This window comes from Idiomarina piscisalsi (assembly GCF_003987095.1).
Taxonomy (GTDB): domain Bacteria; phylum Pseudomonadota; class Gammaproteobacteria; order Enterobacterales; family Alteromonadaceae; genus Idiomarina; species Idiomarina piscisalsi.
The window spans coordinates 304,768-328,952 of the sequence record NZ_PIQA01000001.1; the positions used below are offsets into that span (position 1 = coordinate 304,768).

At 46.5% G+C, this 24,185-nt stretch carries 26 protein-coding genes and 4 tRNA genes; 18 read left to right on the forward strand and 12 right to left on the reverse strand.

The features are described from left to right. Positions 1 to 35 precede the first annotated feature (35 nt). Complete coding sequence (locus tag CWI73_RS01545; RefSeq protein WP_126751240.1) at positions 36 to 1,679, reverse strand: DUF3413 domain-containing protein; 1,644 nt, start codon at positions 1,677 to 1,679, stop codon at positions 36 to 38. Between the two features lie 67 nt (positions 1,680 to 1,746). Here CWI73_RS01545 and yejK point away from each other — a divergent pair, with 67 nt between their 5' ends. Then, entirely contained in the window at positions 1,747 to 2,790 is a 1,044-nt protein-coding gene (gene yejK, locus CWI73_RS01550; protein WP_126751241.1) for a nucleoid-associated protein YejK, read from the forward strand. A gap of 74 nt (positions 2,791 to 2,864) precedes the next feature. On the opposite strand, the gene cspD is transcribed toward yejK, so the two are convergent. Beyond that, positions 2,865 to 3,080, reverse strand: a complete 216-nt coding sequence (gene cspD / locus CWI73_RS01555) for a cold shock domain-containing protein CspD (RefSeq protein ID WP_126751242.1) — start codon at positions 3,078 to 3,080, stop codon at positions 2,865 to 2,867. Positions 3,081 to 3,297: 217 nt separating this feature from the next. Here cspD and clpS point away from each other — a divergent pair, with 217 nt between their 5' ends. Beyond that, positions 3,298 to 3,606, forward strand: coding sequence for an ATP-dependent Clp protease adapter ClpS (gene clpS, locus CWI73_RS01560; RefSeq protein WP_053953581.1), 309 nt, complete (start codon positions 3,298 to 3,300; stop codon positions 3,604 to 3,606). A 26-nt stretch (positions 3,607 to 3,632) separates the two neighbouring features. Further along, on the forward strand, positions 3,633 to 5,900 hold the full coding sequence (gene clpA / locus CWI73_RS01565) for an ATP-dependent Clp protease ATP-binding subunit ClpA (protein ID WP_053953582.1): 2,268 nt from the start codon (positions 3,633 to 3,635) through the stop codon (positions 5,898 to 5,900). A 50-nt stretch (positions 5,901 to 5,950) separates the two neighbouring features. Here clpA and infA read toward each other — a convergent pair whose 3' ends face one another. From infA to ald, 5 genes are all read right to left on the reverse strand, one after another. Then, positions 5,951 to 6,169 carry a translation initiation factor IF-1 gene (gene infA, locus CWI73_RS01570; RefSeq protein ID WP_053953583.1) on the reverse strand — a complete coding sequence of 73 codons (219 nt, stop codon included), beginning with the start codon at positions 6,167 to 6,169 and terminating at the stop codon, positions 5,951 to 5,953. Positions 6,170 to 6,196: 27 nt separating this feature from the next. Continuing rightward, entirely contained in the window at positions 6,197 to 6,907 is a 711-nt protein-coding gene (locus CWI73_RS01575) for an arginyltransferase (RefSeq protein ID WP_126751243.1), read from the reverse strand. After that, on the reverse strand, positions 6,892 to 7,617 hold the full coding sequence (aat, locus tag CWI73_RS01580; protein ID WP_126751244.1) for a leucyl/phenylalanyl-tRNA--protein transferase: 726 nt from the start codon (positions 7,615 to 7,617) through the stop codon (positions 6,892 to 6,894). Before aat ends, CWI73_RS01575 begins: the two co-directional genes overlap by 16 nt. 7 nt (positions 7,618 to 7,624) lie before the next feature. Then, positions 7,625 to 8,584: a thioredoxin-disulfide reductase gene (gene trxB / locus CWI73_RS01585; protein WP_126751245.1), complete on the reverse strand. Its 960-nt coding sequence runs from the start codon at positions 8,582 to 8,584 to the stop codon at positions 7,625 to 7,627. A 158-nt stretch (positions 8,585 to 8,742) separates the two neighbouring features. Beyond that, entirely contained in the window at positions 8,743 to 9,870 is a 1,128-nt protein-coding gene (gene ald / locus CWI73_RS01590) for an alanine dehydrogenase (protein ID WP_126751246.1), read from the reverse strand. Positions 9,871 to 10,013: 143 nt separating this feature from the next. Here ald and lrp point away from each other — a divergent pair, with 143 nt between their 5' ends. From lrp to serS, 6 genes are all read left to right on the forward strand, one after another. Beyond that, a complete protein-coding gene (gene lrp, locus CWI73_RS01595) occupies positions 10,014 to 10,505 on the forward strand; it encodes a leucine-responsive transcriptional regulator Lrp (protein WP_126751247.1) in 492 nt (163 codons plus the stop codon). A 73-nt stretch (positions 10,506 to 10,578) separates the two neighbouring features. Continuing rightward, complete coding sequence (locus tag CWI73_RS01600; RefSeq protein ID WP_126751248.1) at positions 10,579 to 12,963, forward strand: DNA translocase FtsK; 2,385 nt, start codon at positions 10,579 to 10,581, stop codon at positions 12,961 to 12,963. Positions 12,964 to 12,966: 3 nt separating this feature from the next. Next, positions 12,967 to 13,569, forward strand: coding sequence for an outer membrane lipoprotein periplasmic chaperone LolA (gene lolA, locus CWI73_RS01605; RefSeq protein ID WP_053953590.1), 603 nt, complete (start codon positions 12,967 to 12,969; stop codon positions 13,567 to 13,569). A gap of 59 nt (positions 13,570 to 13,628) precedes the next feature. Continuing rightward, positions 13,629 to 14,915: a replication-associated recombination protein A gene (locus CWI73_RS01610; protein WP_275046250.1), complete on the forward strand. Its 1,287-nt coding sequence runs from the start codon at positions 13,629 to 13,631 to the stop codon at positions 14,913 to 14,915. After that, the gene (gene crcB / locus CWI73_RS01615; protein WP_126751250.1) at positions 14,908 to 15,297 is read left to right on the forward strand and encodes a fluoride efflux transporter CrcB; all 390 of its coding nucleotides are present in this window, start codon (positions 14,908 to 14,910) and stop codon (positions 15,295 to 15,297) included. The genes CWI73_RS01610 and crcB overlap by 8 nt, the downstream gene beginning before the upstream one ends. Before the next feature lie 7 nt (positions 15,298 to 15,304). After that, a complete protein-coding gene (gene serS / locus CWI73_RS01620) occupies positions 15,305 to 16,597 on the forward strand; it encodes a serine--tRNA ligase (RefSeq protein WP_126751251.1) in 1,293 nt (430 codons plus the stop codon). An 8-nt stretch (positions 16,598 to 16,605) separates the two neighbouring features. Here serS and CWI73_RS01625 read toward each other — a convergent pair whose 3' ends face one another. The 5 genes from CWI73_RS01625 to CWI73_RS01645 form a co-directional block, all read right to left on the reverse strand. Beyond that, complete coding sequence (locus CWI73_RS01625; protein ID WP_053953594.1) at positions 16,606 to 16,935, reverse strand: TusE/DsrC/DsvC family sulfur relay protein; 330 nt, start codon at positions 16,933 to 16,935, stop codon at positions 16,606 to 16,608. A 5-nt stretch (positions 16,936 to 16,940) separates the two neighbouring features. After that, on the reverse strand, positions 16,941 to 17,207 hold the full coding sequence (locus CWI73_RS01630) for a hypothetical protein (protein ID WP_126751252.1): 267 nt from the start codon (positions 17,205 to 17,207) through the stop codon (positions 16,941 to 16,943). Further along, a complete protein-coding gene (locus tag CWI73_RS01635; RefSeq protein ID WP_126751253.1) occupies positions 17,204 to 17,521 on the reverse strand; it encodes a DsrE family protein in 318 nt (105 codons plus the stop codon). Before CWI73_RS01635 ends, CWI73_RS01630 begins: the two co-directional genes overlap by 4 nt. A 4-nt stretch (positions 17,522 to 17,525) precedes the next feature. After that, positions 17,526 to 17,870, reverse strand: coding sequence for a sulfurtransferase complex subunit TusD (gene tusD, locus CWI73_RS01640; protein ID WP_126751254.1), 345 nt, complete (start codon positions 17,868 to 17,870; stop codon positions 17,526 to 17,528). Positions 17,871 to 17,946: 76 nt separating this feature from the next. Beyond that, complete coding sequence (locus CWI73_RS01645) at positions 17,947 to 18,612, reverse strand: Bax inhibitor-1/YccA family protein (RefSeq protein ID WP_126751255.1); 666 nt, start codon at positions 18,610 to 18,612, stop codon at positions 17,947 to 17,949. A gap of 232 nt (positions 18,613 to 18,844) precedes the next feature. Here CWI73_RS01645 and CWI73_RS01650 point away from each other — a divergent pair. From CWI73_RS01650 to CWI73_RS01690, 9 genes are all read left to right on the forward strand, one after another. After that, a tRNA-Ser gene (locus CWI73_RS01650) sits at positions 18,845 to 18,936 on the forward strand. Between the two features lie 126 nt (positions 18,937 to 19,062). Then, positions 19,063 to 19,857 (forward strand): thioesterase family protein, encoded by a 795-nt coding sequence (locus CWI73_RS01655; protein WP_126751256.1) that lies wholly within the window; start codon positions 19,063 to 19,065, stop codon positions 19,855 to 19,857. A 4-nt stretch (positions 19,858 to 19,861) separates the two neighbouring features. Next, positions 19,862 to 20,455 carry a DNA-3-methyladenine glycosylase family protein gene (locus CWI73_RS01660; protein ID WP_126751257.1) on the forward strand — a complete coding sequence of 198 codons (594 nt, stop codon included), beginning with the start codon at positions 19,862 to 19,864 and terminating at the stop codon, positions 20,453 to 20,455. Positions 20,456 to 20,667: 212 nt separating this feature from the next. Further along, on the forward strand, positions 20,668 to 21,318 hold the full coding sequence (locus CWI73_RS01665; RefSeq protein WP_126751258.1) for a LuxR C-terminal-related transcriptional regulator: 651 nt from the start codon (positions 20,668 to 20,670) through the stop codon (positions 21,316 to 21,318). Next, complete coding sequence (uvrC, locus tag CWI73_RS01670; RefSeq protein ID WP_126751259.1) at positions 21,315 to 23,150, forward strand: excinuclease ABC subunit UvrC; 1,836 nt, start codon at positions 21,315 to 21,317, stop codon at positions 23,148 to 23,150. Before CWI73_RS01665 ends, uvrC begins: the two co-directional genes overlap by 4 nt. 24 nt (positions 23,151 to 23,174) lie before the next feature. Next, positions 23,175 to 23,723, forward strand: a complete 549-nt coding sequence (gene pgsA, locus CWI73_RS01675) for a CDP-diacylglycerol--glycerol-3-phosphate 3-phosphatidyltransferase (RefSeq protein WP_126751260.1) — start codon at positions 23,175 to 23,177, stop codon at positions 23,721 to 23,723. A 96-nt stretch (positions 23,724 to 23,819) separates the two neighbouring features. After that, positions 23,820 to 23,895 (forward strand) — tRNA-Gly (locus CWI73_RS01680). Between the two features lie 6 nt (positions 23,896 to 23,901). After that, positions 23,902 to 23,975 (forward strand) — tRNA-Cys (locus tag CWI73_RS01685). Positions 23,976 to 24,000: 25 nt separating this feature from the next. Continuing rightward, positions 24,001 to 24,087, forward strand: a tRNA-Leu gene (locus CWI73_RS01690). Positions 24,088 to 24,185: the final 98 nt, after the last annotated feature.

Here is a 24,185-nt window from a genome sequence, read left to right on the forward strand (position 1 = left end):
GAAACCTTTTAGCTGCTCAAGTGCTTCTATTTTCATCAATTACCTGACTCTTGAGTTTCGGTAAAGCGTTTAAGGTCTTTTAATGCGTCTATTAAAACCGGAACCGGTGGTTCAGAGCCTTTTTTCAAAGTAAATTCAGGGCTGCTGTAGACGTTAAACTGGCCACTATTATCCAAAATCGTTATTTCCGCTTCGTCATAAATAACAATATAAGGACTGTAGGTTTCGATAAGCGGCCAACGAGGCTTCTGCAAGTGTAAACTTTCACCGTTTGTGTAGTTTTTAAAAGACCCTGCGCAGGCAATGCGATCATCCATAACAGTCGGAATAATGTCCATTAAACCGGCAATAGGTTGCTTAGGAAGCTCTAGGTTCGATTGCCACAATGGGACAGTCATGTTTGCAAGCGCAAACTGCTCTTTGCCTAACAGTTCAGACTGGTCCTTAGGCGATAAATAACTAACCAGAATTTGATGCTGTTTCGCTTTAGAGAGAAGGCCGGCTAACTGCTCAGTATTGTCTTCTGTCAGTAAAATGACATTAATGCGCTGGTTATTGCGGCCCGTAAAACTTTGAAGACTCTCTGTACTAATTTCATCAGTAAACTGTGACAGGCTGAGCTCATCAGTATTCCACTGCTCACTGATATACCAGTTCATTTCAATATTAAAGTCGTTCAAAGGTTTCAAATAAGCAGGCATTACTTTCTGACGTTCAATTGTATCCTGATAAAAATCGGGAAGTCCGTATAGGAACTGAAACAAGCCGCCTTCCTGCCGGGGATGGGCAAGCATAGTTACCTGTGTTTGAGTTAAGCCTGAGTCTGCCAGAGCAGCATTGATGTTCTCGCTATATTCATTAAACAGAATAATTGTTGCAGGCTGTTCAAAATCTTTCTTCGAGCATAAAAGTGGCTGCTTAGGGTACTTCAGTTTAATTTTATCCGTAGCCATAAGCATTTGCTGACGAGCCTGGTAGCTTTCCACGTCAATAACCCCATGTTTCGCCATGAGAGTTTTGGCTGTCGTTGGGTAAGACAGTGGAAACATATCGTCCTGTTGGGTAATAGGGGTATATAAAGCTGCGTCTGCCCAAACGTGGACGCTATGACTCACAAAAAAGCACAGGACAAATACCGCTGTTGCCGGTGCACCTATTTTTTTACGCTGCAAGTCACTTAAGCGTTTCCAGGCAAGGTTAGCAAGTAGCAACTCGATACCGACAATTAATAAAAAACCTAAAAGCACTGCTGAAACTATAACGAAGCTAGCCCCGGTAAATACGGCTTCAGCGTCTTTGGTCATTTGAGCCAGAGAATAGGTGTTTAAGTGGTAGCCGTACTGTCTAAAAAATAAGGCGTCGGCAATAAGAGCGATAAGCCCAAACGAGGCGACTAACGCAGCTAAGCCGCGCAGAACCTTTGAGTAGGGCACAATAAGACAGAACGGGAATATAAGAATAATGAAGAACACGAAGGGCAAAAAGGCAAAGTGGCCAAGCCAACTCACCAGCATATATAAGGTGCCAATAGCACTCGGTGACTCTGGCGAGGCCTCAACATAGAGCAAGCCAATGAATAAACACAGAATAATGTTGGCAAACGTAAACCAATGTCCCCAGCTAATTAGCCGTGCTATTTTGTCCCGGCGTTGGTATTTTCCGCGTTGGTCCTTTCCCATTGTCTACCAGTCTCGTGTTACAATCCGCTTATAGTAACACAGCAAAACAGCAAGGATAGTCCCTGATATGCAATTGCGAATTGAAGAAAGTATTATTCACCAGTTTTACCAAAACGATGGTCAGGTAGGCTTACGATTAGCCCCTTCAGCATTGAATGAAGACGAGCAATTGCATGATTTACTAGTTGAGTTAACGGACGTTTATACCAGTAAACCGGCTAAAGGTTACGCTAGCTTTCTGACCGAAAACGATGAAGGCGATGCCAGCCCGTTTCCTGAGCAATTGAAGTCCTGGTATGACAAAGATCTAGACTTTGTTGAGTTCAGTCAGCAGTCGGCCAAGCTATTATTAGAGCAGTTGCAAAGTTATAACTTATTGGAAGCTGGCTTTTTACTGATAACCCGTTATCAACACTTAAGTTCAGAATACCTGTTGGTATGCTTCTTACCGGTAAAAGAAGGCGTCACGATAAGCCCGGATTTAGCGGTTGACCGTTCATCACAGCTGGACATTAGTAAAGTGCAGCTGGCTGCGCGTATTGATTTAACCGAGTGGCGCACGGCGCCAGATGCAGAGCGCTATATTTCCTTTATTAAAGGACGTGCGGGTCGCAAAGTCTCAGACTTCTTCCTGGATTTTCTGGGGTGTACCGAGCGTGTGAATACGAAAGAGCAGACTCAACAGTTGGTTGATACCGTGCAGGAATACGCGAAGCAGTCAGGGCTTGAAGCTGAACAGCGCCAGGCATTAAATAAAACGGCGTATGAGTATTGTGACGAACAGTGGAAGCAGGGCGATTCGGTAAAAATTAAAGATCTGTCAGAGCAGTTTGCTCAGCAGTATCCGTCAGACAATTCGTTTGAAATGTTTTCTAAAGAGTTTGCCGAGCAGCGAGAAAAGGAAATTGCCGACGACTTTCCGGCCGATAAGTCCACGCTAAGAAAATTAGTTAAGTTTCAAGGCCAGGGCGGTGGTGTCAGTGTTGGCTTTGACCACACAGTACTGGGCGAGCGAGTTCATTATGATCCAGCAACCGATACTTTGACTATAAATGGAACACCGCCGAACTTGCGTGATCAATTACGTCGCTATTTTGGTATCGACAGCTAGAACCATGCGAGTTAAGCAAAAATAAAGGCGCGGAGTGTGAGTCCGCGCCTTTATCTTGTTTAGAGTTACCTCGGTTATTTTTCAGTGGGACCGGGGACAATGTTGGAGGCGTGTAGACCCTTAGGGCCTTCCTCTAATTCGAACTCAACAGGCTGTCCAGCTTTCAGAGTGCGATAACCTTCCATTTCAATGGTCGAATAATGTGCGAAGATATCGCCTTCGCGATCTTCGCTCTCGATAAAGCCGAAGCCTTTCGAATTATTGAACCATTTGACTTTTCCGGTAGCCATACATCTACTTCCTTCTTTTGCAACAGACTATGTTTATTATTATTGGAGGTGTTAACTTGAAATTAAGCTGTTCAAACACCATCTTTAACTCTAGGTGACATGAGTTATTAGTCAAGCTTTTTTGGTTAAAAAATGCGCTCTGTTGTTAAAATTTTGAGTGGATTTTTGCAAGTAATTACGAATTTTTAGACTACAATTTATGATAGGTTGTTAACAAATGAGTCAATTTGACCAACAACATCTTAGCGACACAGAGGAAAAACAAGAGCTCAAGCCACCGTCCATGTATAAAGTCATTTTGAACAACGATGACTTCACACCCATGGATTTTGTGATTGAAGTGTTGATGAAATTTTTTAAGATGGATCAGGAAAGAGCAACAGATACGATGTTGCAGGTACATTACAAAGGTAAGGCCGTTTGCGGTGTTTATTCTGCGGAAATCGCCGAAACAAAAGTAGTACAAGTCAACCAGTACGCTCGCGAAAATCAGCATCCATTGCTTTGCACAATGGAACAAGAGTAAGTGAGTGAGACGGTAAGGAGTGGTGTATGTTGAATAAGGCCCTTGAACTGACGTTGAATGATGCGTTTCGGCTGGCACGAGAACGCAGTCATGAGCTTATGACTGTCGAACATTTATTGGTAGCGCTGCTGGATAATCCAGACGCGTCAAAAGCGCTGCGCGCCTGTGGGGCTAACTTCCAACAACTGAAAGAAGAGTTGTTGAGTTATATTGACCGCAGTACACCGCTATTTGGTCCGGACGAGGAAGAGCCGGACACACAGCCTACATTAGGTTTTCAGCGCGTTCTGCAACGAGCGGTATTCCACGTGCAGTCGTCAGGCAATGCCGAAGTAACCGGAGCCAACGTGTTGGTCGCTATTTTCAGTGAACAAGAGTCCCAGGCGGTCTATTTGCTGAATAAGAACGATATTACCCGTTTGGATATCGTGAATTATATTTCGCACGGCATTTCGCGTATCGATGAGGAGCCGGCAGAAGAGTCGCTGGAAGATGAAACCATTGAAACCCAGCAGGAAGAGCAACAAAGTTATCTGCAGAAGTTCTGCACTAATCTAAACGAGCAGGCCAAAGAAGGAAAAATTGACCCGCTGATTGGGCGTGATTACGAGGTAGAGCGCTGCGCTCAAATTCTTTGTCGCCGTCGTAAAAACAATCCGCTACTGGTGGGGGAAGCAGGCGTTGGTAAAACAGCCATTGCAGAGGGCTTGGCGTATCGTATCGTCAAAGGTGACGTGCCGGAGATATTGCTGGACGCGAAAATTTACTCGCTGGATATGGGCGACTTGCTGGCCGGCACTAAATACCGGGGCGACTTTGAAAAACGCTTTAAGCTGTTATTAAAAGAGCTGCAAAAGCAAGAGCACGCTATTCTGTTTATTGACGAAATTCATACCATTATAGGCGCAGGTGCTGCCAGTGGCGGTGTGCTGGATGCGTCAAACCTCATTAAACCGTTACTGTCTAGTGGTCAGCTGAAATGTATTGGTTCGACAACTTATAACGAATTTAAGAATGTCTTCGAGAAAGATCGTGCGTTAGTACGTCGCTTCCAAAAGGTAGATGTCGTAGAGCCGTCGGTTGAAGACACCACAAAAATTCTCATGGGCTTGAAAGATCGTTATGAAAGTCATCATGGCATTCGTTATACCCAGCCAGCGATAAAAGCGGCAGCAGAGTTGTCTGCTAAGTACATTAATGAACGTCACTTACCGGACAAGGCAATCGATGTGATGGACGAAGCGGGTGCTTCCCAACGTTTGTTGCCGCCATCAAAACGTCGTAAAACGGTGGGCGTTTCTGACATTGAAAATATCATTGCGAAAATTGCACGCGTGCCAGAGCAGTCGGTCTCTCAGTCTGATCAGGAAACGCTTAAACAGCTCGACCGCAACTTGAAAATGGTGGTATTTGGTCAGGACGAAGCTATTGATAAGTTAACAGCGTCTATTCGCTTGTCCCGCTCGGGTTTGGCGAACGAGAATCAGCCTATTGGTTCATTCTTATTTGCAGGGCCTACCGGTGTCGGTAAGACTGAGGTCACTCAACAATTAGCCAAAGCTATGGGCATAGAGTTACTTCGTTTTGATATGTCAGAGTACATGGAACGCCATGCGGTCAGCCGTTTAATTGGTGCGCCTCCTGGCTATGTAGGTTATGAGCAGGGTGGCTTATTAACCGACGCGGTTATTAAGAACCCGCATTGTGTTCTCTTGCTGGACGAACTGGAAAAAGCGCATCCGGATGTCTTTAATATCCTGCTGCAGGTTATGGATAACGGTACGCTTACCGACAATAACGGCCGTAAGGCAGACTTCCGCAATGTAATTATCGTCATGACCACTAATGCTGGTGTTCGTGAAACAGTAAGAAAATCCATTGGCTTTAAGCAGCAAGACCACAGTCACGATGCTATGGCGGAAATCAATAACACCTTTACGCCAGAGTTCCGTAACCGTTTGGACGGTGTAGTGTGGTTTAACCACCTGACACCGCAAGTGCTGGAGCAAGTGGTTGATAAATTCATTTGCGAGCTGCAGGCTCAGCTGGATAAAAAAGGCGTATCATTGGAAGTTGACCCAAGCGCTCATGCCTGGATAGCTGAAAAAGGCTATGACAAGGAAATGGGGGCAAGACCAATGAGCCGGGTTATTCAGGAGCACCTGAAAAAGCCGTTAGCCAATGAAATTCTGTTTGGTCAGTTGTCAAAAGGTGGCAGTGTCAAAGTGAGTGCGTCGGACAAAGATGAACTTAAATTTGATTACGACAGCAACAATGAAACGGTAGAGAGTTAGAAGAAGTGCTTAAGGCCGGTTCGGTTGAGCCGGCCTTAATCCCGAACGGATTAACGTGCGCGGAAGACGATGCGGCCTTTTGTCAGGTCGTATGGAGTCAACTGAACCGTTACTGTGTCGCCCGTTAAAATGCGGATATAGTGTTTACGCATTTTACCGGAGATGTGTGCAGTAACCACGTGGCCATTTTCCAATTCTACGCGGAACATTGTATTGGGAAGTGTTTCCAGAACCGTTCCCTGCATCTCAATATTGTCTTCTTTCGCCATTAAAATCCTCTGATTTCTGTTAGTAGTCTAAAGTGTGTGCGATTTTAGCGCTTTTTTCCAATGATTGCCAACCAGTCGTTCATATGGGGCAAAGCGAGTTTTGTAATTCATCTTATTACAGGCATCGATTTGATAGCCTAAATACAAATATTCAAGCTCTTGCTGTCGACTGTATTCAATTAGCTGTAAAATGGCATAGGTGCCCAATGAGCGCTTGTGAGCGGCCGGATCAAAAAACGTATAAACAGCTGATAGCGCATGAGGAGTTTGATCTGCTACTGAAACAGCCAGTAAGTTTTCGTCGTTGTCCCGCCACTCCAGAATAAGTGGCGTCATCCAGTCACAGGATACCCAACGCCAGAAGTTAGCCGGGTCGGGAGGGTACATTTCGCCGTCAGAGTGGCGCTGCTCGATAAACTCGCAAAATAAGCGGCTGTGCTCTTCCGTAGGTTCAAGCACAACGTTTAATGATAAATCTTTATTTTTGTTTGCTATGCGTTTTTGGTTTTTGCTGGCAACAAATTCGTTAACTATCACCCGAAGTGACTCACACGCGCTGCAAAGCCGGCAATGCGGACGGTACACATCGTTATGACTACGCCTGAAACCGTTCGCCATAAAGTATTCATAGGCTTCAGGGGTTAACCGCTGGTGATCTTCCGGCACAGCGACAATAAGCCGTTCTTGCTTACCGCTCAGGTAGTTGCAGTGAGACTCCCGTGTTAATCCGAACTGCATGTGGTTACCTCTGAAAACTCGAGTACTCTCGGCAACCAGAACTGGCTAGGCATAGTCGCTCTTTGAGAACTGTGTAATTTAACAAGGAAACGTTCACGGGACAGTTCTCGTGCTCCTAATGAAAATAAGTGAGGGTTACCAACCTGGCAGTCAATCAGTTCACCGCCGCTTTTGTGGAAGGCATTGGCAAACTGAATTAAGGCAATCTTTGAGGCGTTAGTGGCGGTGTGAAACATACTTTCACCGCAGAACGTTTTGCCAACCGACACACCGTACAAACCACCTACCAGCTGTTCATCCAGCCAAACCTCAACGGAATGAGCACAGCCCAGACGGTGCAGGTTGATATACGCATCCATCATTTCATCCGTTATCCAGGTGCCTTCATTGTCGGCACGTTGGCGGGCACAAGCATCAATAACCTCGGCGAATTGGTTATTAATGGTCACTCGCCATGGCTGCTTACGGGCAGCCTTTGCTAAGGAACGACTGACATGAATATTGTCCGGATAAAATACAGTACGCGGATTGGGTGACCACCATAAAATAGGGTCGTTGTCTGAAAACCAGGGAAAAATACCATGTTGGTAGGCGTAGAGTAATCGTTCAGCCGATAAGTCGCCTCCAACAGCGAGCAGCCCGTTAGGCTCGTGAAGTGCTGTCGCTGCAGGAGGGAAGCTTATCGATAATGGATCAAGCTGAACGACCACTGTCGTATCAGGACTTCGTTAACACATCCAGATAGCGTTCAGCGTCGAGCGCCGCCATACAACCAGTGCCGGCCGAGGTAATTGCCTGACGGTAGACATGGTCCATAACGTCACCGGCTGCGAATACGCCAGGCACGCTGGTCGCTGTTGCGTTACCTTCTAAACCACTTTGGACGGTGATGTAGCCATTTTGCATCTCCAGTTGACCGTCAAAAATACCGGTGTTCGGTTGGTGGCCAATGGCAATAAAACAACCTGCAACGTCCAGCTCTTCAGTGCCGCCAGTTTGTGTATCCTTAATACGAACACCTGTTACGCCAGCGTCGTCACCTAAAACCTCGTCTAAGGTTTTGTTCAAGTGGAAGGTGATGTTGCCGTTTTTCTCTTTTTCGTGCAGGCGATCTACCAGAATTTTCTCAGCACGGAACGTATCACGGCGGTGAATAACATGAACTTCACTGGCAATGTTAGACAGGTAAAGGGCTTCTTCTACCGCCGTATTACCGCCGCCAACAACACAGACTTTTTGTTTCTTATAGAAGAATCCGTCACACGTTGCACAGGCAGATACCCCTTTACCCATAAAGGCTTCTTCAGAATCCAAACCTAAATATTTCGCTGACGCTCCGGTACTGATAATAACCGAGTCTGCGGTATATTCACCGACATCGCCTTTTAGTTGGAAAGGGCGCTTGGAGAAGTCGACGCTGTTGATATGGTCAAACACAATTTCAGTGTTAAAGCGCTCTGCATGCTGCTGCATACGAACCATCAGGTCAGGACCTGTTAAGCCTTCAGCGTCACCGGGCCAGTTTTCTACGTCGGTGGTAGTCGTCAACTGACCGCCTTGTTGCATACCGGTCACCATGACAGGGTCTAAATTAGCGCGTGCCGCGTAAACTGCTGCAGTATAGCCCGCTGGGCCTGAACCTAAAATTAATAACTTACAATGCTTGGCGTCTGCCATCGATAACTCCTGACTGCTTTTATTCTTTTAATGTAAGATAACTAGTGTATGGGGACTGATTGTAGGGTTTGCAAGCGTGTGGAACAAGTCAAAAATAAAAAAGCCCCGGTGAAGGCATTCACCGAGGCTTTTCAAAAGCTTTTAGTCGCTAGGGAGTATTAACCTTGCAACGCTTCACGTGGGTCTTGGTAGTCCAGACCTAACTGTTCACCTAAGTCATCGTGAATAGCTTTGTAGGTGATTTTACCTTTGTGCATGTTCAGACCTTTCAGCAAGTGGTCGTTCTCCAGCATTGCTTTCACGCCTTTGTTTGCCAGCGCAATACCATAAGGTAAGGTTGCATTATTCAGTGCGATAGTTGAGGTACGAGCCACGCCACCCGGCATGTTTGCAACACAGTAGTGAACCACATCATCAATGACATAAACTGGGTCTTGGTGAGTCGTTGCTTTTGACGTCTCAAAACAACCGCCTTGGTCGATAGCTACGTCAACCAGGACAGAGCCTGGCTTCATGTTTTTGATGTTTTCACGAGTCAGGAGTTTCGGAGCAGCTGCGCCTGGAATCAGTACCGCGCCAACAACTAAATCTGCTTCGCGCGAATATTTGTCGATAGCATCAACGGTTGAGTAAACGGTTTGTACGCGTCCAGCGAAGATATCATCCAGCTCACGTAAACGAGGCAGTGAACGGTCTAAAATAATCACTTCTGCGCCAAGGCCAATTGCCATTTTGGCTGCGTTAGTACCGACAACACCGCCACCAATAATTAAGACTTTGCCCGGAGCAACGCCTGGTACGCCACCTAATAAAGTACCACTGCCGCCCTGAGCTTTTTCTAAGTAGTGCGCGCCCGCCTGAATAGACATACGGCCAGCAACTTCGCTCATTGGTGCTAACAGCGGTAAACCATTGCGGTTGTCGGTAACCGTTTCATAAGCAATAGCGGTACAACCGGCTTTACCCAATAACTCGGTTTGAGTCGGGTCAGGAGCTAAGTGCAAGAAGGTATAAAGAATTTGCCCTTCGCGCAGCATTTTACATTCGTTAGGCTGTGGTTCTTTCACCTTAACAATCATGTCAGCGCGTGCGAAAATTTCTTCAGGCGTATCAATAATGCTTGCGCCTGCTTCTGTGTATTGTTCGTTCGTAAAACCAATAGCGGCGCCGCCATTATTTTCAACAATAACGTCGTGGCCATTTTCAACATATTCGCGAACTGCAGCAGGGGTTAATCCGATGCGATATTCGTGGTTTTTAATCTCTTTTGGTACACCAATTAGCATTGTCTGCCTCTTACTTAGTTAACGGTTTTCGGTGAAATAATTTGGCGCAAATTATAGACGCAAACCTAAGTGCATGAGTTACTTTTTTTAAGTTATTTTTTAGTGTGATATTCTATTAATAACTACTTTTTTAGAGATTTATTATGTTTAATGCCGAAACTCCCATAGAAATCACTGTTGATAAAATAGACAGGAAGATCTTACGCCTGCTGCAAGACGATGGCCGCATGTCGAATGTCGAGTTAGCTAAGCGGGTCGGACTGAGTCAAACCGCTTGTTTAGAGCGGGTTCGGAAGCTGGAACGTGAGCAAGTCATTGAAAGCTATCATGCCAAAATAAACCCTGCTAAATTAGGGGCTAATTTAATGGTGTTCGTTGAAATTACACTGACACGGACATCGGCCGATGCCTTTGCTGAATTTAGTGAAGCCGCACGTAAAACTGGCGAGATTCTCGAGTGTCACCTGGTTGCCGGAGACTTCGACTTTTTGATTAAAGCTCGCGTGCCCGATATGCGAGCCTATCGAAAACTACTTGGTGAAACCCTATTGATGATGCCTGGCGTTGATGAGTCTCGTACTTATGTTGTTATGGAAGAGGTCAAACAAGAAAATAAAGTATTAGTAAAGGGGTAACATTAGGGCTGACATTCGCTACAATCATGCAATTATTAAAAACAATAACTAACGAAGGCGCTACAACAGAATAATGACAGGTGTACAGAGAGTTCTAGAAGCCGGACTGCTTGTTAGCGGGGCTTTAGCTATTTTTATTTTCTTGTCCTTAGTCAGCTTTAATCCGGCTGATCCTAGCTGGTCGCAGACAGGCTATGAGGGCAGTATTCATAATGCCGGTGGTGCGGTTGGCGCCTGGGTGTCTGATGTCCTGTTGTTTGCATTCGGTTTTGTTGCATACCTTATTCCTTTTGGGTTTGCGGGCTTAGGCTATTTGTTGTTCCGCAAAACCTATCATTTACTGGAAATGGATTATCTGGCGGTCAGCCTTCGGATGATTGGGGCGTTACTAGCGCTCATTGGCGCTTCTGCGCTTTCTTCCATTAACTTTGACGACATTTATTATTTCTCCGCCGGCGGTGTTATTGGCGATGTGATTGCAGCGTCACTCTTGCCGTACCTGAATTTTGTCGGCAGTACCTTATTGTTACTCACTTTCTTTTTCACCGGTATCACTCTGGTTACAGGTATCAGTTGGCTGCAAGTGGCTGACAAGTTGGGGGAGTGGGCTATTGTCGGGGTATTGTGGTTGGTCGACAGAATTAAACAGACCTGGCAAAAACGCGACAGCAACGATGACAAGAGTGATCCAGAAGAGAACTCCACGGAAGCTTTAACCGATAACGAAGACAAAGAGACAAAATCGCTAACCAGTGATTTATTTGGCGCAGATAAGCAAGAGCCTGTATTAAGCTTGCCGTCAATTAGTGCGGTGGATGAAGAAGAAGAGGCGGTGGAAGAAGAAAAAGCACCGCGCTTTAGCAAAGAGGCCGCAGAACGCAAGCGTCAGGCGAAAGCCGCAAAACAGGACGATAAAAATGACGAGCCGGAAGTCGCAGAAAGCGATGTTGACCCCGAGGTGTTACCACCTTTGCCGTCAATTGAGTTACTGGACCGTCCCAATAAAAAAGAAAACCCTATTACGCAGGACGAACTTGACCAAGTATCACGAACGGTTGAAACCGTTTTAAAAGACTTTGGTGTCGATGTTCGCGTAGCGCATGTTCAGCCGGGACCGGTCATTACTCGTTTCGAGCTGGATTTAGCACCAGGTGTTAAAGTATCAAAAATTTCTAATCTGGCTAAAGACATTGCTCGTACCTTGTCGGCTGTTGCTGTGCGAGTGGTTGAGGTTATCCCCGGGAAGTCATATGTGGGACTGGAGTTACCGAATAAGCATCGCGAAATTGTGCAGCTGAGCGAAGTTATCAATAGTGACCAATTCAGTAATAGTCAGTCGCCACTGACAATGATACTCGGTAAAGATATTGCCGGTAAGTCGGTGGTTGTCGACTTGGCTAAAATGCCGCACTTATTGGTTGCGGGTACGACCGGTTCGGGTAAATCTGTGGGTGTTAACGTCATGATTCTGAGCTTGCTCTACAAGAGCACACCGGAAGACGTTCGCCTGATTATGATAGACCCCAAGATGCTTGAACTGTCAGTTTATGAAGGCATTCCACACTTATTGACGGAAGTGGTTACCGATATGAAAGATGCGGCCAATGCGCTGCGTTGGTGCGTCGGAGAAATGGAACGCCGCTACAAGCTGATGTCAGCCTTAGGGGTACGTAACCTAAAAGGCTATAACGCTAAGGTAAAAGCGGCAGAGGAAGCAGGGGAGCCGCTGCGGGATCCTATCTGGAAGCCGGGTGACTCAATGGATGAGTTACCGCCTGTTTTAGAAAAGCTACCAAATATTGTGGTTGTTATCGATGAGTTTGCCGACATGATGATGATTGTCGGTAAAAAAGTCGAAGAGCTTATTGCCCGTATTGCTCAAAAAGCGCGTGCTGCCGGTATTCATCTTATTTTGGCAACACAGCGTCCGTCAGTCGACGTTATTACCGGTTTAATCAAAGCCAATATTCCAACGCGTATTGCGTTTCAGGTGTCGTCAAAAGTCGACTCTCGTACTATTTTGGACCAGCCCGGTGCAGACCAGTTATTAGGGCAGGGCGATATGCTTTACTTACCACCAGGAAGTGGTTCACCAATACGAGTGCATGGCGCTTTTGTTGATGACCATGAAGTGCATGCCGTGGTGAAAGACTGGAAGAAGCGGGGGCGTCCTAACTACCTGGAAGAAATTCTCTCAGGTGATCAAGGCGAAGAAGCGTTATTGCCGGGCGAGCAACAGGAAATGGATGACGCCGAGTCAGACCCGCTTTATGACGAAGCGGTTGCTTTCGTTACAGAGACGCAACGAGTGTCGGTGTCGAGTGTTCAGCGAAAATTCCGTATTGGTTATAACCGCGCTGCACGCATTGTCGAACAAATGGAAATGAGCGGTGTCGTAAGTAGTGCAGGTAATAACGGCCAGCGTGATGTTCTGGCACCTAAACCACCAAGGGATTAATTCATGAAAGCAGTATGGTTCGCCGCCGTTATGGCGGTATCAATGAATGCATTTGCCAGCGACAATAACTCGGATAAACAGGAGCTACAGCAGCTGTTAGAGCAAACTCAAAGTTTATCGGCAGAGTTCGAACAGCAAGTGAAAGACGAGCAGGGCAATGTTTTGCAAAGTTTAAGTGGCACTATGACGTTAAAGCGCCCGGCGAATTTGTATTGGCACACAATGCGCCCCGATGAAACGGTGATGGTCGCGAACGGAGAGAAGGTTTGGTATTACAACCCGTTCGTGGACCAGGTCACCATTTATGCGCAACAGGACATGGTCGATAACAGTCCGCTATTGTTAGTACTGGACAGTAATACCAACCAATGGCAGAACTACTCGGTAACTTATACTGATGAGCGCTACCTTGTTAAACATAACAGCGATAACAGCCAGTTAGAATTAGCCTTCGACGGCAATAAGCTTAAAGAAATTACGATGGTACAGGCGCATGGCGAGCGTACTGAACTGATGTTGAGCGACGTTGCATTAAATACTCAAATTGACGACCAGCAATTCACATTCAAAGTACCGGCTGGTGTCGATGTGGACGATCAAAGCTAACCGTTGTGGCCAGCCTTGATCTAGATTTTCAGCCTGATCTCAAACCTCTCGCGGCGCGCATGCGCCCGCAAACTATTGAAGAGTATGTCGGGCAACAGCATTTATTAGCACCGGGGAAGCCGCTGCGAGTTGCGGTTGAACAAGGTCATTTGCACTCAATGATTCTCTGGGGGCCACCTGGCACCGGTAAAACCACCTTAGCTGAGCTCATTGCTACTACCGCCAATGCCACTGTCAGTCGTATCAGTGCGGTTACCTCCGGTGTAAAAGACATAAGACAAGCTATTGAAGAAGCAAAGCAGGTTGCCCAACAGCAGGGACGCCGAACTATTTTGTTTGTCGATGAGGTGCACCGCTTTAATAAAAGTCAGCAGGACGCATTTTTACCGCATATTGAAGACGGCACCATTGTGTTTGTTGGTGCGACGACAGAAAATCCCGGCTTCGAATTAAACAATGCGTTGTTATCACGTGCACGGGTGTATCGCTTGCAGGGGCTTTCAAAAGCAGACCTTGAGCAGGCCTTAAACCGAGCGCTGGAAGATACAGAGCGAGGCCTTGGGCGTCGTGGATTAAGGTTAGAAGGTGAAGCCCGGGCAAAGCTGCTGGACTTAGCCGGTGGTGACGCTCGACGGCTGCTGAATTACCTTGAAGTAGTGGCCGACTTTGTTGAAAGCAGCAGCCAGCCTATTACGCCTGAACTAATTACCGCCGCTATTGGTGAAAAGGCAACCGCATTCGACCATCAGGGTGACCATTACTACGATATTCTATCGGCGTTTCATAAATCGGTAAGAGGCTCTTCACCGGACGGTGCCTTATATTGGTACGCGCGCTTATTAACAGGCGGCGGTGACGCTCTGGTCATAGCCCGTAGGTTACTGGCCATAGCCTCTGAAGACATTGGCAATGCCGACCCAAGAGCCTTGCAGTTAGCGTTAAATGCCTGGGATACGTACCACAGAGTAGGGCCGGCAGAGGGCGAAAGAGCCATAGCTCAGGCCGCTATTTATTGTGCTTGTGCCGCTAAGAGCAATGCGGTGTACAATGCCTTTAAAGGGGCACTCAGGGCTGCAAAAGAGCACAGCGACGCGCCGGTACCGGAACACCTACGCAATGCACCCACCAAAGTGCATAAAGAGCAGGGTTACGGTGCTGATTACCAATACGCGCATAACTACCCAAATGCTTATGTGCCCGGTGAACGTTATTTACCGTCAGAACTGGCTGAAACGCAATTTTATCAGCCCGAGCCGCGCGGCTTAGAAATAAAGTTGCAGGAAAAGCTGCGCTGGTTACAAGATATGGACGCTAAGTCAGACTGGACAAGGGAGCCCGATGAATAACTTATTGCTGCATTTTTTCTGCGTTGCTGCCGGCGGAGCCATTGGCGCCTCCGGACGTTATGCTATTAGCCTTGCGATGCAATCATTTGGGCTGCGGGCATTCCCTTTTGCAACGCTGACCGTTAACATATTAGGCTCATTTTTATTGGGGCTGTTACTGGCGTACGGGCAACAACAATCCGTCTCAGAAACAACCCGCTTATTCCTTGGTGTAGGCGTATTAGGCGCATTTACAACTTTCTCAACGTTCTCGGTTGAGGTTGTGACGCTGGCCAGCCAGGGCGAAATGCTAAAAGCCGCCTTACACATAGGCTTAAACGTAATTATCTGTATTGCTGCTGTTGTTGCAGCAATGATGTTGTACTCAACAACGGTTAAATAGGACACTCATGCTAGACGCTAAATACTTCCGAGAGGAATTAGATAATACCGCAAAAGCACTTGCTAAAAGAGGCTTCGACTTAGACGTTGCTAAACTGAGCAAGCTTGAAGAACAACGTAAAGAGGTACAGGTACGTACTGAACAACTTCAGGCTGAACGTAACAGTCGCTCCAAAGCGATTGGTAAAGCAAAAGCTGCCGGTGAAGACATACAGCCTTTATTGGATGCGGTGAGCGACTTAGGTGACCAGCTGGATAGCGCGAAAGAAGAGCTTAAAGCGATTCAGGAAGAGCTTAACGGCATTATTATGGGTGTGCCTAACCTGCCGGCAGACGAAGTGCCACAAGGTGAAGACGAGAGTGAAAACCAGGAAGTACTGACCTGGGGCGAACCTAAGTCTTTTGACTTTGAAGTAAAAGATCACGTTGATCTTGGCGAAGCCTTAGCTAAAGGTATGGACTTTGAAGCTGCCGCGAAATTAACCGGGGCGCGCTTTGTGGTTATGCGTGGCGGCATTGCTCGCCTGCACCGTGCGCTGACTCAGTTCATGCTGGACTTGCACACACAAGAGCACGGCTATCTGGAAACCTACGTGCCTTATATGGTGAATCAGGATTCTTTGCTGGGCACAGGGCAGTTACCTAAATTTGGTAAAGACTTATTCCACATTGAAGGCGAGTCACAAGACCAAATACCTATGTCGTTGATTCCAACGGCCGAAGTACCGTTAACGAACCTATACCGTGACGAAATAGCTGACGAAGACGAACTGCCGCTTAAATTTACGGCGCATACGCCTTGTTTCCGCAGTGAAGCCGGCTCTCATGGTCGTGACACCCGAGGCCTTATTCGTCAGCATCAGTTTGATAAAGTCGAGCTGGTCTGGCTAGTGAAACCTGAAGAATCAATGGACGCTTTAGAGCAACTGACCGGGCATGCCGAGACTGTGCTCAAAAAGCTGGGACTGCCGTATCGTAAGGTATTGCTTTGCACCGGCGACATGGGCTTTGGCGCCGCTAAAACATATGATCTTGAGGTATGGTTACCAGCGCAACAGGCGTACCGTGAAATCAGCTCTTGCTCAAATATGCAGGACTTTCAGGCACGTCGTATGCAGGCTCGTTTTCGCCGCAAGGGTGCAAAAAAACCAGAGCTTATGCATACACTAAATGGCTCTGGACTAGCAGTAGGCCGGGCGTTAGTCGCTGTACTGGAGAACTACCAACAGGAAGACGGCTCAATAGTTGTGCCTGAAGCCCTGCGACCTTATATGGGTGGTCTTGAAGTTATTAAGGGCTAAGATTAACCCTAAATGCACTTAGCTGGTTTCGGCAGGCCCGCAATTCGTGTGGCCTGCTTAGCAGGGCCCTTCGGGAACAATTTGTAAAGGTAACGACTGTTGCCTTTATCTTCTCCCAACTGCTTTTTCATGGCTTTCACCAAAACACGCATAGCCGGACTGGTATCGAATTCTCGGTAAAAGTCTTGTACAAAATTGACAACTTCCCAGTGTGCCGGTGTCATATCAATACTTTCAAGCTCCGCAATATGCAGGGCCAGCTCTTCATTCCAGTCATCAATATTGGCTAAATACTCGTGCTTGTCGGTTTCGTATGTTTTACCGTTAAATTCAATCATGCGGACTACCAGGTCATTTGCTGCTGAAAACTGAGAACCAGTTCAACCCATTCTTCGTCCGATTTTACCACAAGGTAATTAGGTTCGGTCGCTTTTGAGATCTCGATATCGCTTTTACGAGCATAAACAGTTTGCGCTACTGGCGAGCTGTCAGGAAGTGTTTTTAGAGCTTGTTCTGACACTAAAAACGCATCGTCTTGCCCAAGCAGATGGCTGTGCATTTCTAACCATGCTGACAGTGAATTGTCCCGTATCCAATGCAAAGTTTTCATGAGAACTGCAGCACCTCGTCAAACTGATTCAGATGTTGTTTCAGCTGTTCCGTTTTAATAGTGGTCACTTCAATATTTGCCGGAAGGGCATCAATGTCTATGTCTGAGTTTGAACACAGAGCAATAGGCTCAGCATCTAATAAGTCCAACATAGCGTAACGCTTTGACGGTGCTTTCACTAATACATCAGTGGCGCTGTTAATAAGAACAAGTTGTACCGGTGTGTCGAAGCTTGCCAGTGAGAGTGCCACATCGAGAGCCTCGGTAGCTGTATCTGGGTTATTGCTGCTTTGTAAAATGGCTACTTTTTTCATAAGGCTAAAATTGTAATGTCCGGTCACTGGTGGCTATGGCTTTAGATAGGGCAGTGAGTCCTGTAGCTTCAAAGCTAGGATGAAACTCATCTATACCAATGCGCTCAGCCACAGTATGACAAACCACCAAGGGAATGCCGGATTGCTTTTTAAAATCACTCCATTGCTGAATCAGCATCTCATTTTCTGCAGGTGTTTGCGCAACGGCATGATCAACCGCTTGCCGATAAAAAAACAGACAGGTTATTTCATGTCCTTGCTTAAGAGCGTTTTTTGCAAAGGTTAGAGCATCAATTGAACGCTTTTGATTCGATGCCGAGCTTTGAACAATAAGAGTTAATTTAGCCACACTTTCCAACCGTTAATAGCTTAGATACAAAAACGCCCCGCATTGCGGGGCGCATTACATTATTTATAAATAACGATTACTCGTCGCCACCAAATGCCATTAGTAATGTTAGCAAATTGACGAACAGGTTATAAATAGACACATACAAAGTGACAGTCGCTAAGATGTAGTTGCGCTCACCACCGTTAATGATATCGCTGGTTTGCCACATAATCAGCATAGCCATCAATGGAATCATTATTGCTGACAATGCTAAGTGCAGAGCTGGCATTTGGAAGAACAAGTTAGCAATAGCGGCAACAATAACCATGATGATACCGGCAGTTACTAAACCACCTAGCTTGGACATGTCTTTCTTAGTCGTCAGAACATAAGCTGAGGTAGCAAAGAAAGTGAGTGCGGTACCGCCAAGCGCAGTAGCGACAATTTCACCACCACCAACTTGCAGCGCCATATTAATGATTGGCCCTAAGGTATAGCCCAGGAAACCGGTTAAAGCGAAAGTGAAAACCAAGCCCATGGCACTGTCTTTGGTTTTATAAACACCAAATAGCAGGCCGAAATAACCGACCAGAGTTAGAATCAGACCCGGGTGAGGCCAATTTGCCATGGTGCTAATAGCAGCAACAACGGCACTAAAAGCCAACGTCATTGCTAGTAAAGTGTAGGTGTTACGTAATACTTTATTGACGGCCAGTGCCGATTCATTCTGACCGACATATACCTGACTGCGATTGTTCATAGATTTCTCCGTGTTGAACGACTGTCTGTTAAGACGCTTTATTATTAAAAAAGTTTCCTAAATACTACAGCATAAAGGGGGTCTTGGGGCAGTAATTTCCAGTAAAAATTAGACAGTTTGTCTAATAAACGCCCAAACGATACCTTTATTTAAATTTTTACTTTACAAGCGTAATTTAGGTCTTTAATATTCGCATCGTTCTCAACGACGCAGTCATTGAAAACAACAATTCGGAGAGGTGGCAGAGCTCGGTTGAATGCACCTGACTTGAAATCAGGCGTGGGTTCACACCCACCGGGGGTTCGAATCCCTCCCTCTCCGCCAAATTTAAACGAAAAAGCCCGACTCATCGAGTTGGGCTTTTTCGTTTCTGCCACTACATTCTTGTTATTCCCATTTTAAATAGTATCCTAATCATTAATTCAAACAGTTGTTTAACAGGGAAGCGATATGCAGTTTCACGAGACTTTAGCGTCAATTGAAAGCGACAAGAGCAACCAAACCATTACCTTGCCTGAAGGCTGGGCTCAGGGGCGGGCATTTTTTGGTGGTTTTAGTGCTGCCGTTGCTGCGCAATTTCTTCTGCAACAGTTTCCGGAAGACTATCATCTGCGCAGTTTTGCTATCTCTTTTGTTGCGCCGGCAACACCGGGAGATGCCACTTTAAGTTATCGAGTTCTCCGTCAAGGCTCCTCGGTATTGCAGGTTGCCGTTGAACTGACTCAAAATAATGAAGTGATGCTTGCTGGTTTAGCAAGCTTAGGTAAAGGACGTCAGTCTTCAGTATCTGTCAGTGGTGAAACACCGCCAGACTTAAAGACTGTTAACGATGGCCCGGGTTTGCCAGAGGCCGATATTGTGCCTGAATTTGCGAAGAACTTTGATTATCGAATTACCTCCGGAGGTATGCCATTTAGCGGACAACCGGGAAGAACCTTTGGTGGTTGGGTGCGCTTCAGAAATGAGCAGCAGAAACTGACCATAGCGGCTATTTTAGCGTTAGTGGATGCGTGGCCACCGGCCGTGTTACCGCACTTAAAGCAACCGGCACCCGCATCGTCGCTCACCTGGACTATTGAGTTTCCTGATAAGCCGTTAGAAAACTCCAGTACTCATGACTGGTATCAGTATGAAGCTTTTATCGAGCATGCTGAAAACGGTTACGGCCATAGTCGAGCCGGTCTTTGGTCAGACAACGATGAGTTATTGGCGATAAGTCGCCAAACCTTTACTGTGTTTGCTTAACTTTATGCAATCGACGGCTCAATCTATTAAACAACACCTTATTGATACCCAACCGGGGTTTGATTTGGTGTTGTTGCAATTGCCTGAACGGGCGCCTCTTAAACCCTCAAATACGCCGGTCATTGACGCCTTACCGCGAATTATTATTCGGCAAATGCTGTCGCTTAAAGCGTCGGCAACCATTATTGAACGTGCGGAACAAGCTGCACAGTCGTTAGACCTACAATCGATAGCTTACCTGCCAACCGATAGCTTACTAAATTGTGGAGTGAGTCGTACAAAAGCGTCAGCAATTCAAAGCGTTGCTCATTGCCAGAAAACCGAGCCTGAGCGGATTGCAAATTGGGCAAGCATGACATCAGAGGCGCTTGTTAGCGATGTGACGAAGCTTAAAGGTATTGGTTCCTGGACTGCATCGATACTGGCTATGTTTCACTTTGCGCATGAAAATCTTTTTCCCATTCAGGACTCTTCATTACGAAAAGCTATCAGCCAACTGAAAGATCAGGATGTTTACATTATTCCTGAAAGAGCCACTCCATATCGTAGTTATTTAGCCTGTTATTTGTGGGACATGTTAGATCAGGCAAGACGATAAAGCTCACGCCAAACGAACTCTTCAAGAGCAGCACATAAAACCATCGACGTAAGAATACTGCAAAATCGCTGGTTATTGTAAAGATCTGTAAAAGCAAGTTGCGAGGTTAATGAAAACCACTGAATATTCGCTCCCGAATTCGGGCAGAGGGGTACGAGTTCATCAACTTTAAGGACAATAATATAACCAATATGCAATAAGGAACATGGCTAATGAACCGTATTATTTTAGCGATACCTAACCCTATCACCAGTGCTGGGATGGCGGCTGTGATACAACAGCACTTTCATACGCAAATTGAAGTGGTTAATTCAATGAATGCGCTGAGACAAGCGTGTTACAAACACGATGATGCACTCGTTATTTTGAGCAGTCAACTCTCCGGAGTAGCAACCGTTGAGCACTGGCGACGCATTAAAAGACGGCATGTCGACTTGCAGTTAATTGTCTGGGGTCGAAGCCAGCAAGATATTCTTAACTTTCAGTGCGGTATTAGTCAGGTCGATGGCTATTTACTGGAGTCCTCTAATAGTGACGAGCTTGTACAAGCGCTAAAGACCCTCAAAACAGGAAGCATTTATGTTGCCGCTCCGGTTGCTGAATACTTAGCGCGGAACCCGCGCAGTCGCAAGCAGCAGGGAATGGTCGATGCGCTTTCAGACAGAGAATTGCAGGTGGCGCAAATGCTAAGTCGCGGCATTCGGGTCAGAGAAATTGCAAAACATTTGTGCATCAGCAGTAAAACAATAAATACCTTCCGCTACCGCATTTTCTCTAAACTTGGCATTGATGGTGATGTACAATTGTCACATATGGCAATTCAATCGGGTCTGGTTGACCTAATCCAGTTTGAAGGTAGATGACAAATAGCAATTCAGTAACCTTTAATTACAAAGACTTTCTTCGGAACCTGACTCATCAACCCGGTGTATACCGTATGTATGATGAGTCGGGCGACGTTATTTATGTTGGAAAGGCGAAAGATCTCAAAAAGCGAGTTTCCAGCTACTTTCGAGAAAAAGTTGACGCCGTCAAAACTCAAGTTTTGGTTAAACAAATAGCATCAATGGATGTCACTGTGACCGACACGGAAGCAGACGCGCTGATTCTCGAAAACAGCTTTATTAAAAAATACCGACCGCGCTACAACGTTTTACTACGCGATGATAAATCTTATCCTTATATTATTTTGACGTCTCACGAACACCCCCGGCTGGGTTTTCACAGAGGTGCGCGCCGAGAGAAGGGCGACTACTTCGGACCTTTCCCAAACGGCAGTGCGGTGCGCGAGAGCCTGAACTTAATGCAGAAGCTGTTTCCCATTCGTCAGTGTCAGGACTCCTATTACCGAGCTCGTACAAGGCCATGTTTGCAGTATCAACTGAAACGCTGCCTGGCGCCTTGCGTGAGTAAATGCACAGATGACGAATACAACGAACAGGTCCAGCTAGCAAAGCATTTTCTGAATGGAAAAAATCAGCAAGTTATTGATGAGCTGGTGACAAAAATGGAGCAAGCCAGTGAGGCGCTGGAATTTGAAAAAGCGGCACGGTTTCGCGACCAAATAGCGTCTTTGCGTAAGACTCAGGAGCGCAACTCGGTTACCGGTGCGCAGCAGGAGCTCGATGTTATTGGCTTGGCTCGTGGTAATGGCATGACTACCATTCAAATGATGTTTATACGGGATAACCACTTACAGGGCAGCCGCAGCTATTTCCCGAAAGTGCCGGCGGACACCAGTGACGAGGAAGTCTTGCGCGCCTTCTTACTGCAGTTTTACCTATCAGATAACGCGGGCCGAAAAACGCCCCGCGAAATTATTCTGCCGGACACAGTAGAACCCGATGACGTGCTGGCACAAGTCATGGGGCAGGCGCTCAATCGTTCGGTTAAAATGCAAAACAATGTTCGTGGTGAACGGAAGCAGTATCAGCAATTAGCGGCAAAAAACGCCGTGAATGCGCTGGAGAGCCGCCTGAACCAGCAAAGCACCATGAACCGTCGTACGTCGGCGTTACAGCAGGTGCTGGATTTTGGTGTTCCCATTCAGCGTATGGAATGCTTTGACATTAGCCACACCATGGGGCAGCAGACGGTAGCTTCCTGCGTGGTGTTTGATCAAAACGGGCCGAAAAAGTCCGACTACCGACGCTATAATATTACCGGAATTACTCCGGGGGATGACTACGCCGCTATGTCTAAAGCATTGGCAAAGCGCTATGATAAAGCGCGAGAGCAAGGCAACATCCCCGATATTCTCTTTATAGACGGTGGTAAAGGACAGCTATCACAAGCTGAGAAGTATTTCGAGGACTGGGGCAGTGATGCCCCGATGCTTATTGGTGTAGCAAAAGGTGAGTCACGTAAGCCGGGGCTTGAAACGCTCATTATGGCGGGTAGCCACGAGACCATAGCACTTAACAAAGATGCCAGTGCGCTGCATTTAATTCAGCACATTCGTGACGAGTCACACCGTTTTGCAATAACCGGACACCGTCAGAAACGGGCGAAAGTGCAGAAAACATCGACATTGGAGCAAATAGAAGGTATTGGTGCTAAACGTCGACAAACGCTTTTGAAAAATCTGGGTGGATTACAAGAGGTAAAAAACGCTAGTATTAGTAAACTTTCTAGCGTGCCCGGCATTAGTCAGGCCATGGCAGAAAAAATTTATTACTCGTTCCGGGATGAGTAAAACCAAATAAGGAAACAGCGGATAATGAAGTGGAATATCCCTAATATTTTGACCAGCTTTCGGATTCTTCTGATTCCGGTATTTCTGGTGGTGTTTTACTTGCCCTTTGAAGACGCACGCTTTTGGGCGGCGTTTATTTTCTGGCTGGCGGCTATTACTGATGCGTTGGATGGCTTTATTGCGCGTCGTTTCAACCAATTCACTAAATTCGGTGAGTTTTTAGATCCCGTAGCCGATAAAGCCATGGTGGTGGCTGCGTTGGTGGTGATAGTTGAAGACTTTAACGCCGCTTATATAACGATACCTGCGTTGACTATGATTTGCCGAGAGTTAATTGTTAGTGCATTGCGCGAGTGGATGGCACAAAGTGGCAACCGTGGAAAAGTGGCAGTATCAAATTTGGGTAAGTTGAAAACCATTGCGCAAATGGTCGCGCTTATAGGTTTAATTTGGAACGCGAATATCTATATTTTCTGGATTTCTATTGTTTTATTCTACGGCGCTTTCGTTTTGACTGTTTGGTCAATGTGGAAATATTTGCGCGGCGCCAGCAAGGAATTGACCAGAAATTAGCAGCTTTGCCGTAAATTTGCGCAAACAGTCATAAATTTGATAAAAAGTCATTGACTGAAAAAGATTAAACAGTAGAATGCCTCGGCAGATGACGGTGCGGGAATAGCTCAGCTGGTAGAGCACAACCTTGCCAAGGTTGGGGTCGCGAGTTCGAATCTCGTTTCCCGCTCCAAATTCTGGCGGGTTGGCAGAATGGCTATGCAGCGGATTGCAAATCCGTGGATCTCGGTTCGACTCCGGGACCCGCCTCCATTATTCGAGAACACTTCTTTGTAGTGCCCGGGTGGTGGAATTGGTAGACACAAGGGATTTAAAATCCCTCGCTGGTAACAGCGTGCCGGTTCAAGTCCGGCCCCGGGCACCAATTCCAATTATTTCAAATTCTATTAAATGCCGCTAGCCATTGATTTTACTGGCTTTAAAGGCAAATCCTGATTCCTTCTGTCTACATTAAATCGTTGC

Coding starts and splice junctions, on each gene's coding strand:
- serS (WP_126751251.1), top strand. CDS start 15,305: ATGCTAGACGCTAAATACTTCCGAGAGGAATTAGATAATACCGCAAAA.
- yejK (WP_126751241.1), top strand. CDS start 1,747: ATGCAATTGCGAATTGAAGAAAGTATTATTCACCAGTTTTACCAAAAC.
- ald (WP_126751246.1), bottom strand. CDS start 9,870: ATGCTAATTGGTGTACCAAAAGAGATTAAAAACCACGAATATCGCATC.
- crcB (WP_126751250.1), top strand. CDS start 14,908: ATGAATAACTTATTGCTGCATTTTTTCTGCGTTGCTGCCGGCGGAGCC.
- CWI73_RS01635 (WP_126751253.1), bottom strand. CDS start 17,521: ATGAAAAAAGTAGCCATTTTACAAAGCAGCAATAACCCAGATACAGCT.
- trxB (WP_126751245.1), bottom strand. CDS start 8,584: ATGGCAGACGCCAAGCATTGTAAGTTATTAATTTTAGGTTCAGGCCCA.
- infA (WP_053953583.1), bottom strand. CDS start 6,169: ATGGCGAAAGAAGACAATATTGAGATGCAGGGAACGGTTCTGGAAACA.
- CWI73_RS01545 (WP_126751240.1), bottom strand. CDS start 1,679: ATGGGAAAGGACCAACGCGGAAAATACCAACGCCGGGACAAAATAGCA.
- CWI73_RS01600 (WP_126751248.1), top strand. CDS start 10,579: ATGACAGGTGTACAGAGAGTTCTAGAAGCCGGACTGCTTGTTAGCGGG.
- cspD (WP_126751242.1), bottom strand. CDS start 3,080: ATGGCTACCGGAAAAGTCAAATGGTTCAATAATTCGAAAGGCTTCGGC.
- CWI73_RS01610 (WP_275046250.1), top strand. CDS start 13,629: ATGCGCCCGCAAACTATTGAAGAGTATGTCGGGCAACAGCATTTATTA.
- CWI73_RS01645 (WP_126751255.1), bottom strand. CDS start 18,612: ATGAACAATCGCAGTCAGGTATATGTCGGTCAGAATGAATCGGCACTG.
- CWI73_RS01630 (WP_126751252.1), bottom strand. CDS start 17,207: ATGAAAACTTTGCATTGGATACGGGACAATTCACTGTCAGCATGGTTA.
- pgsA (WP_126751260.1), top strand. CDS start 23,175: ATGAAGTGGAATATCCCTAATATTTTGACCAGCTTTCGGATTCTTCTG.
- lrp (WP_126751247.1), top strand. CDS start 10,014: ATGTTTAATGCCGAAACTCCCATAGAAATCACTGTTGATAAAATAGAC.
- CWI73_RS01625 (WP_053953594.1), bottom strand. CDS start 16,935: ATGATTGAATTTAACGGTAAAACATACGAAACCGACAAGCACGAGTAT.
- CWI73_RS01575 (WP_126751243.1), bottom strand. CDS start 6,907: ATGCAGTTCGGATTAACACGGGAGTCTCACTGCAACTACCTGAGCGGT.
- clpS (WP_053953581.1), top strand. CDS start 3,298: ATGAGTCAATTTGACCAACAACATCTTAGCGACACAGAGGAAAAACAA.
- lolA (WP_053953590.1), top strand. CDS start 12,967: ATGAAAGCAGTATGGTTCGCCGCCGTTATGGCGGTATCAATGAATGCA.
- CWI73_RS01655 (WP_126751256.1), top strand. CDS start 19,063: ATGCAGTTTCACGAGACTTTAGCGTCAATTGAAAGCGACAAGAGCAAC.
- uvrC (WP_126751259.1), top strand. CDS start 21,315: ATGACAAATAGCAATTCAGTAACCTTTAATTACAAAGACTTTCTTCGG.
- CWI73_RS01665 (WP_126751258.1), top strand. CDS start 20,668: ATGAACCGTATTATTTTAGCGATACCTAACCCTATCACCAGTGCTGGG.
- CWI73_RS01660 (WP_126751257.1), top strand. CDS start 19,862: ATGCAATCGACGGCTCAATCTATTAAACAACACCTTATTGATACCCAA.
- clpA (WP_053953582.1), top strand. CDS start 3,633: ATGTTGAATAAGGCCCTTGAACTGACGTTGAATGATGCGTTTCGGCTG.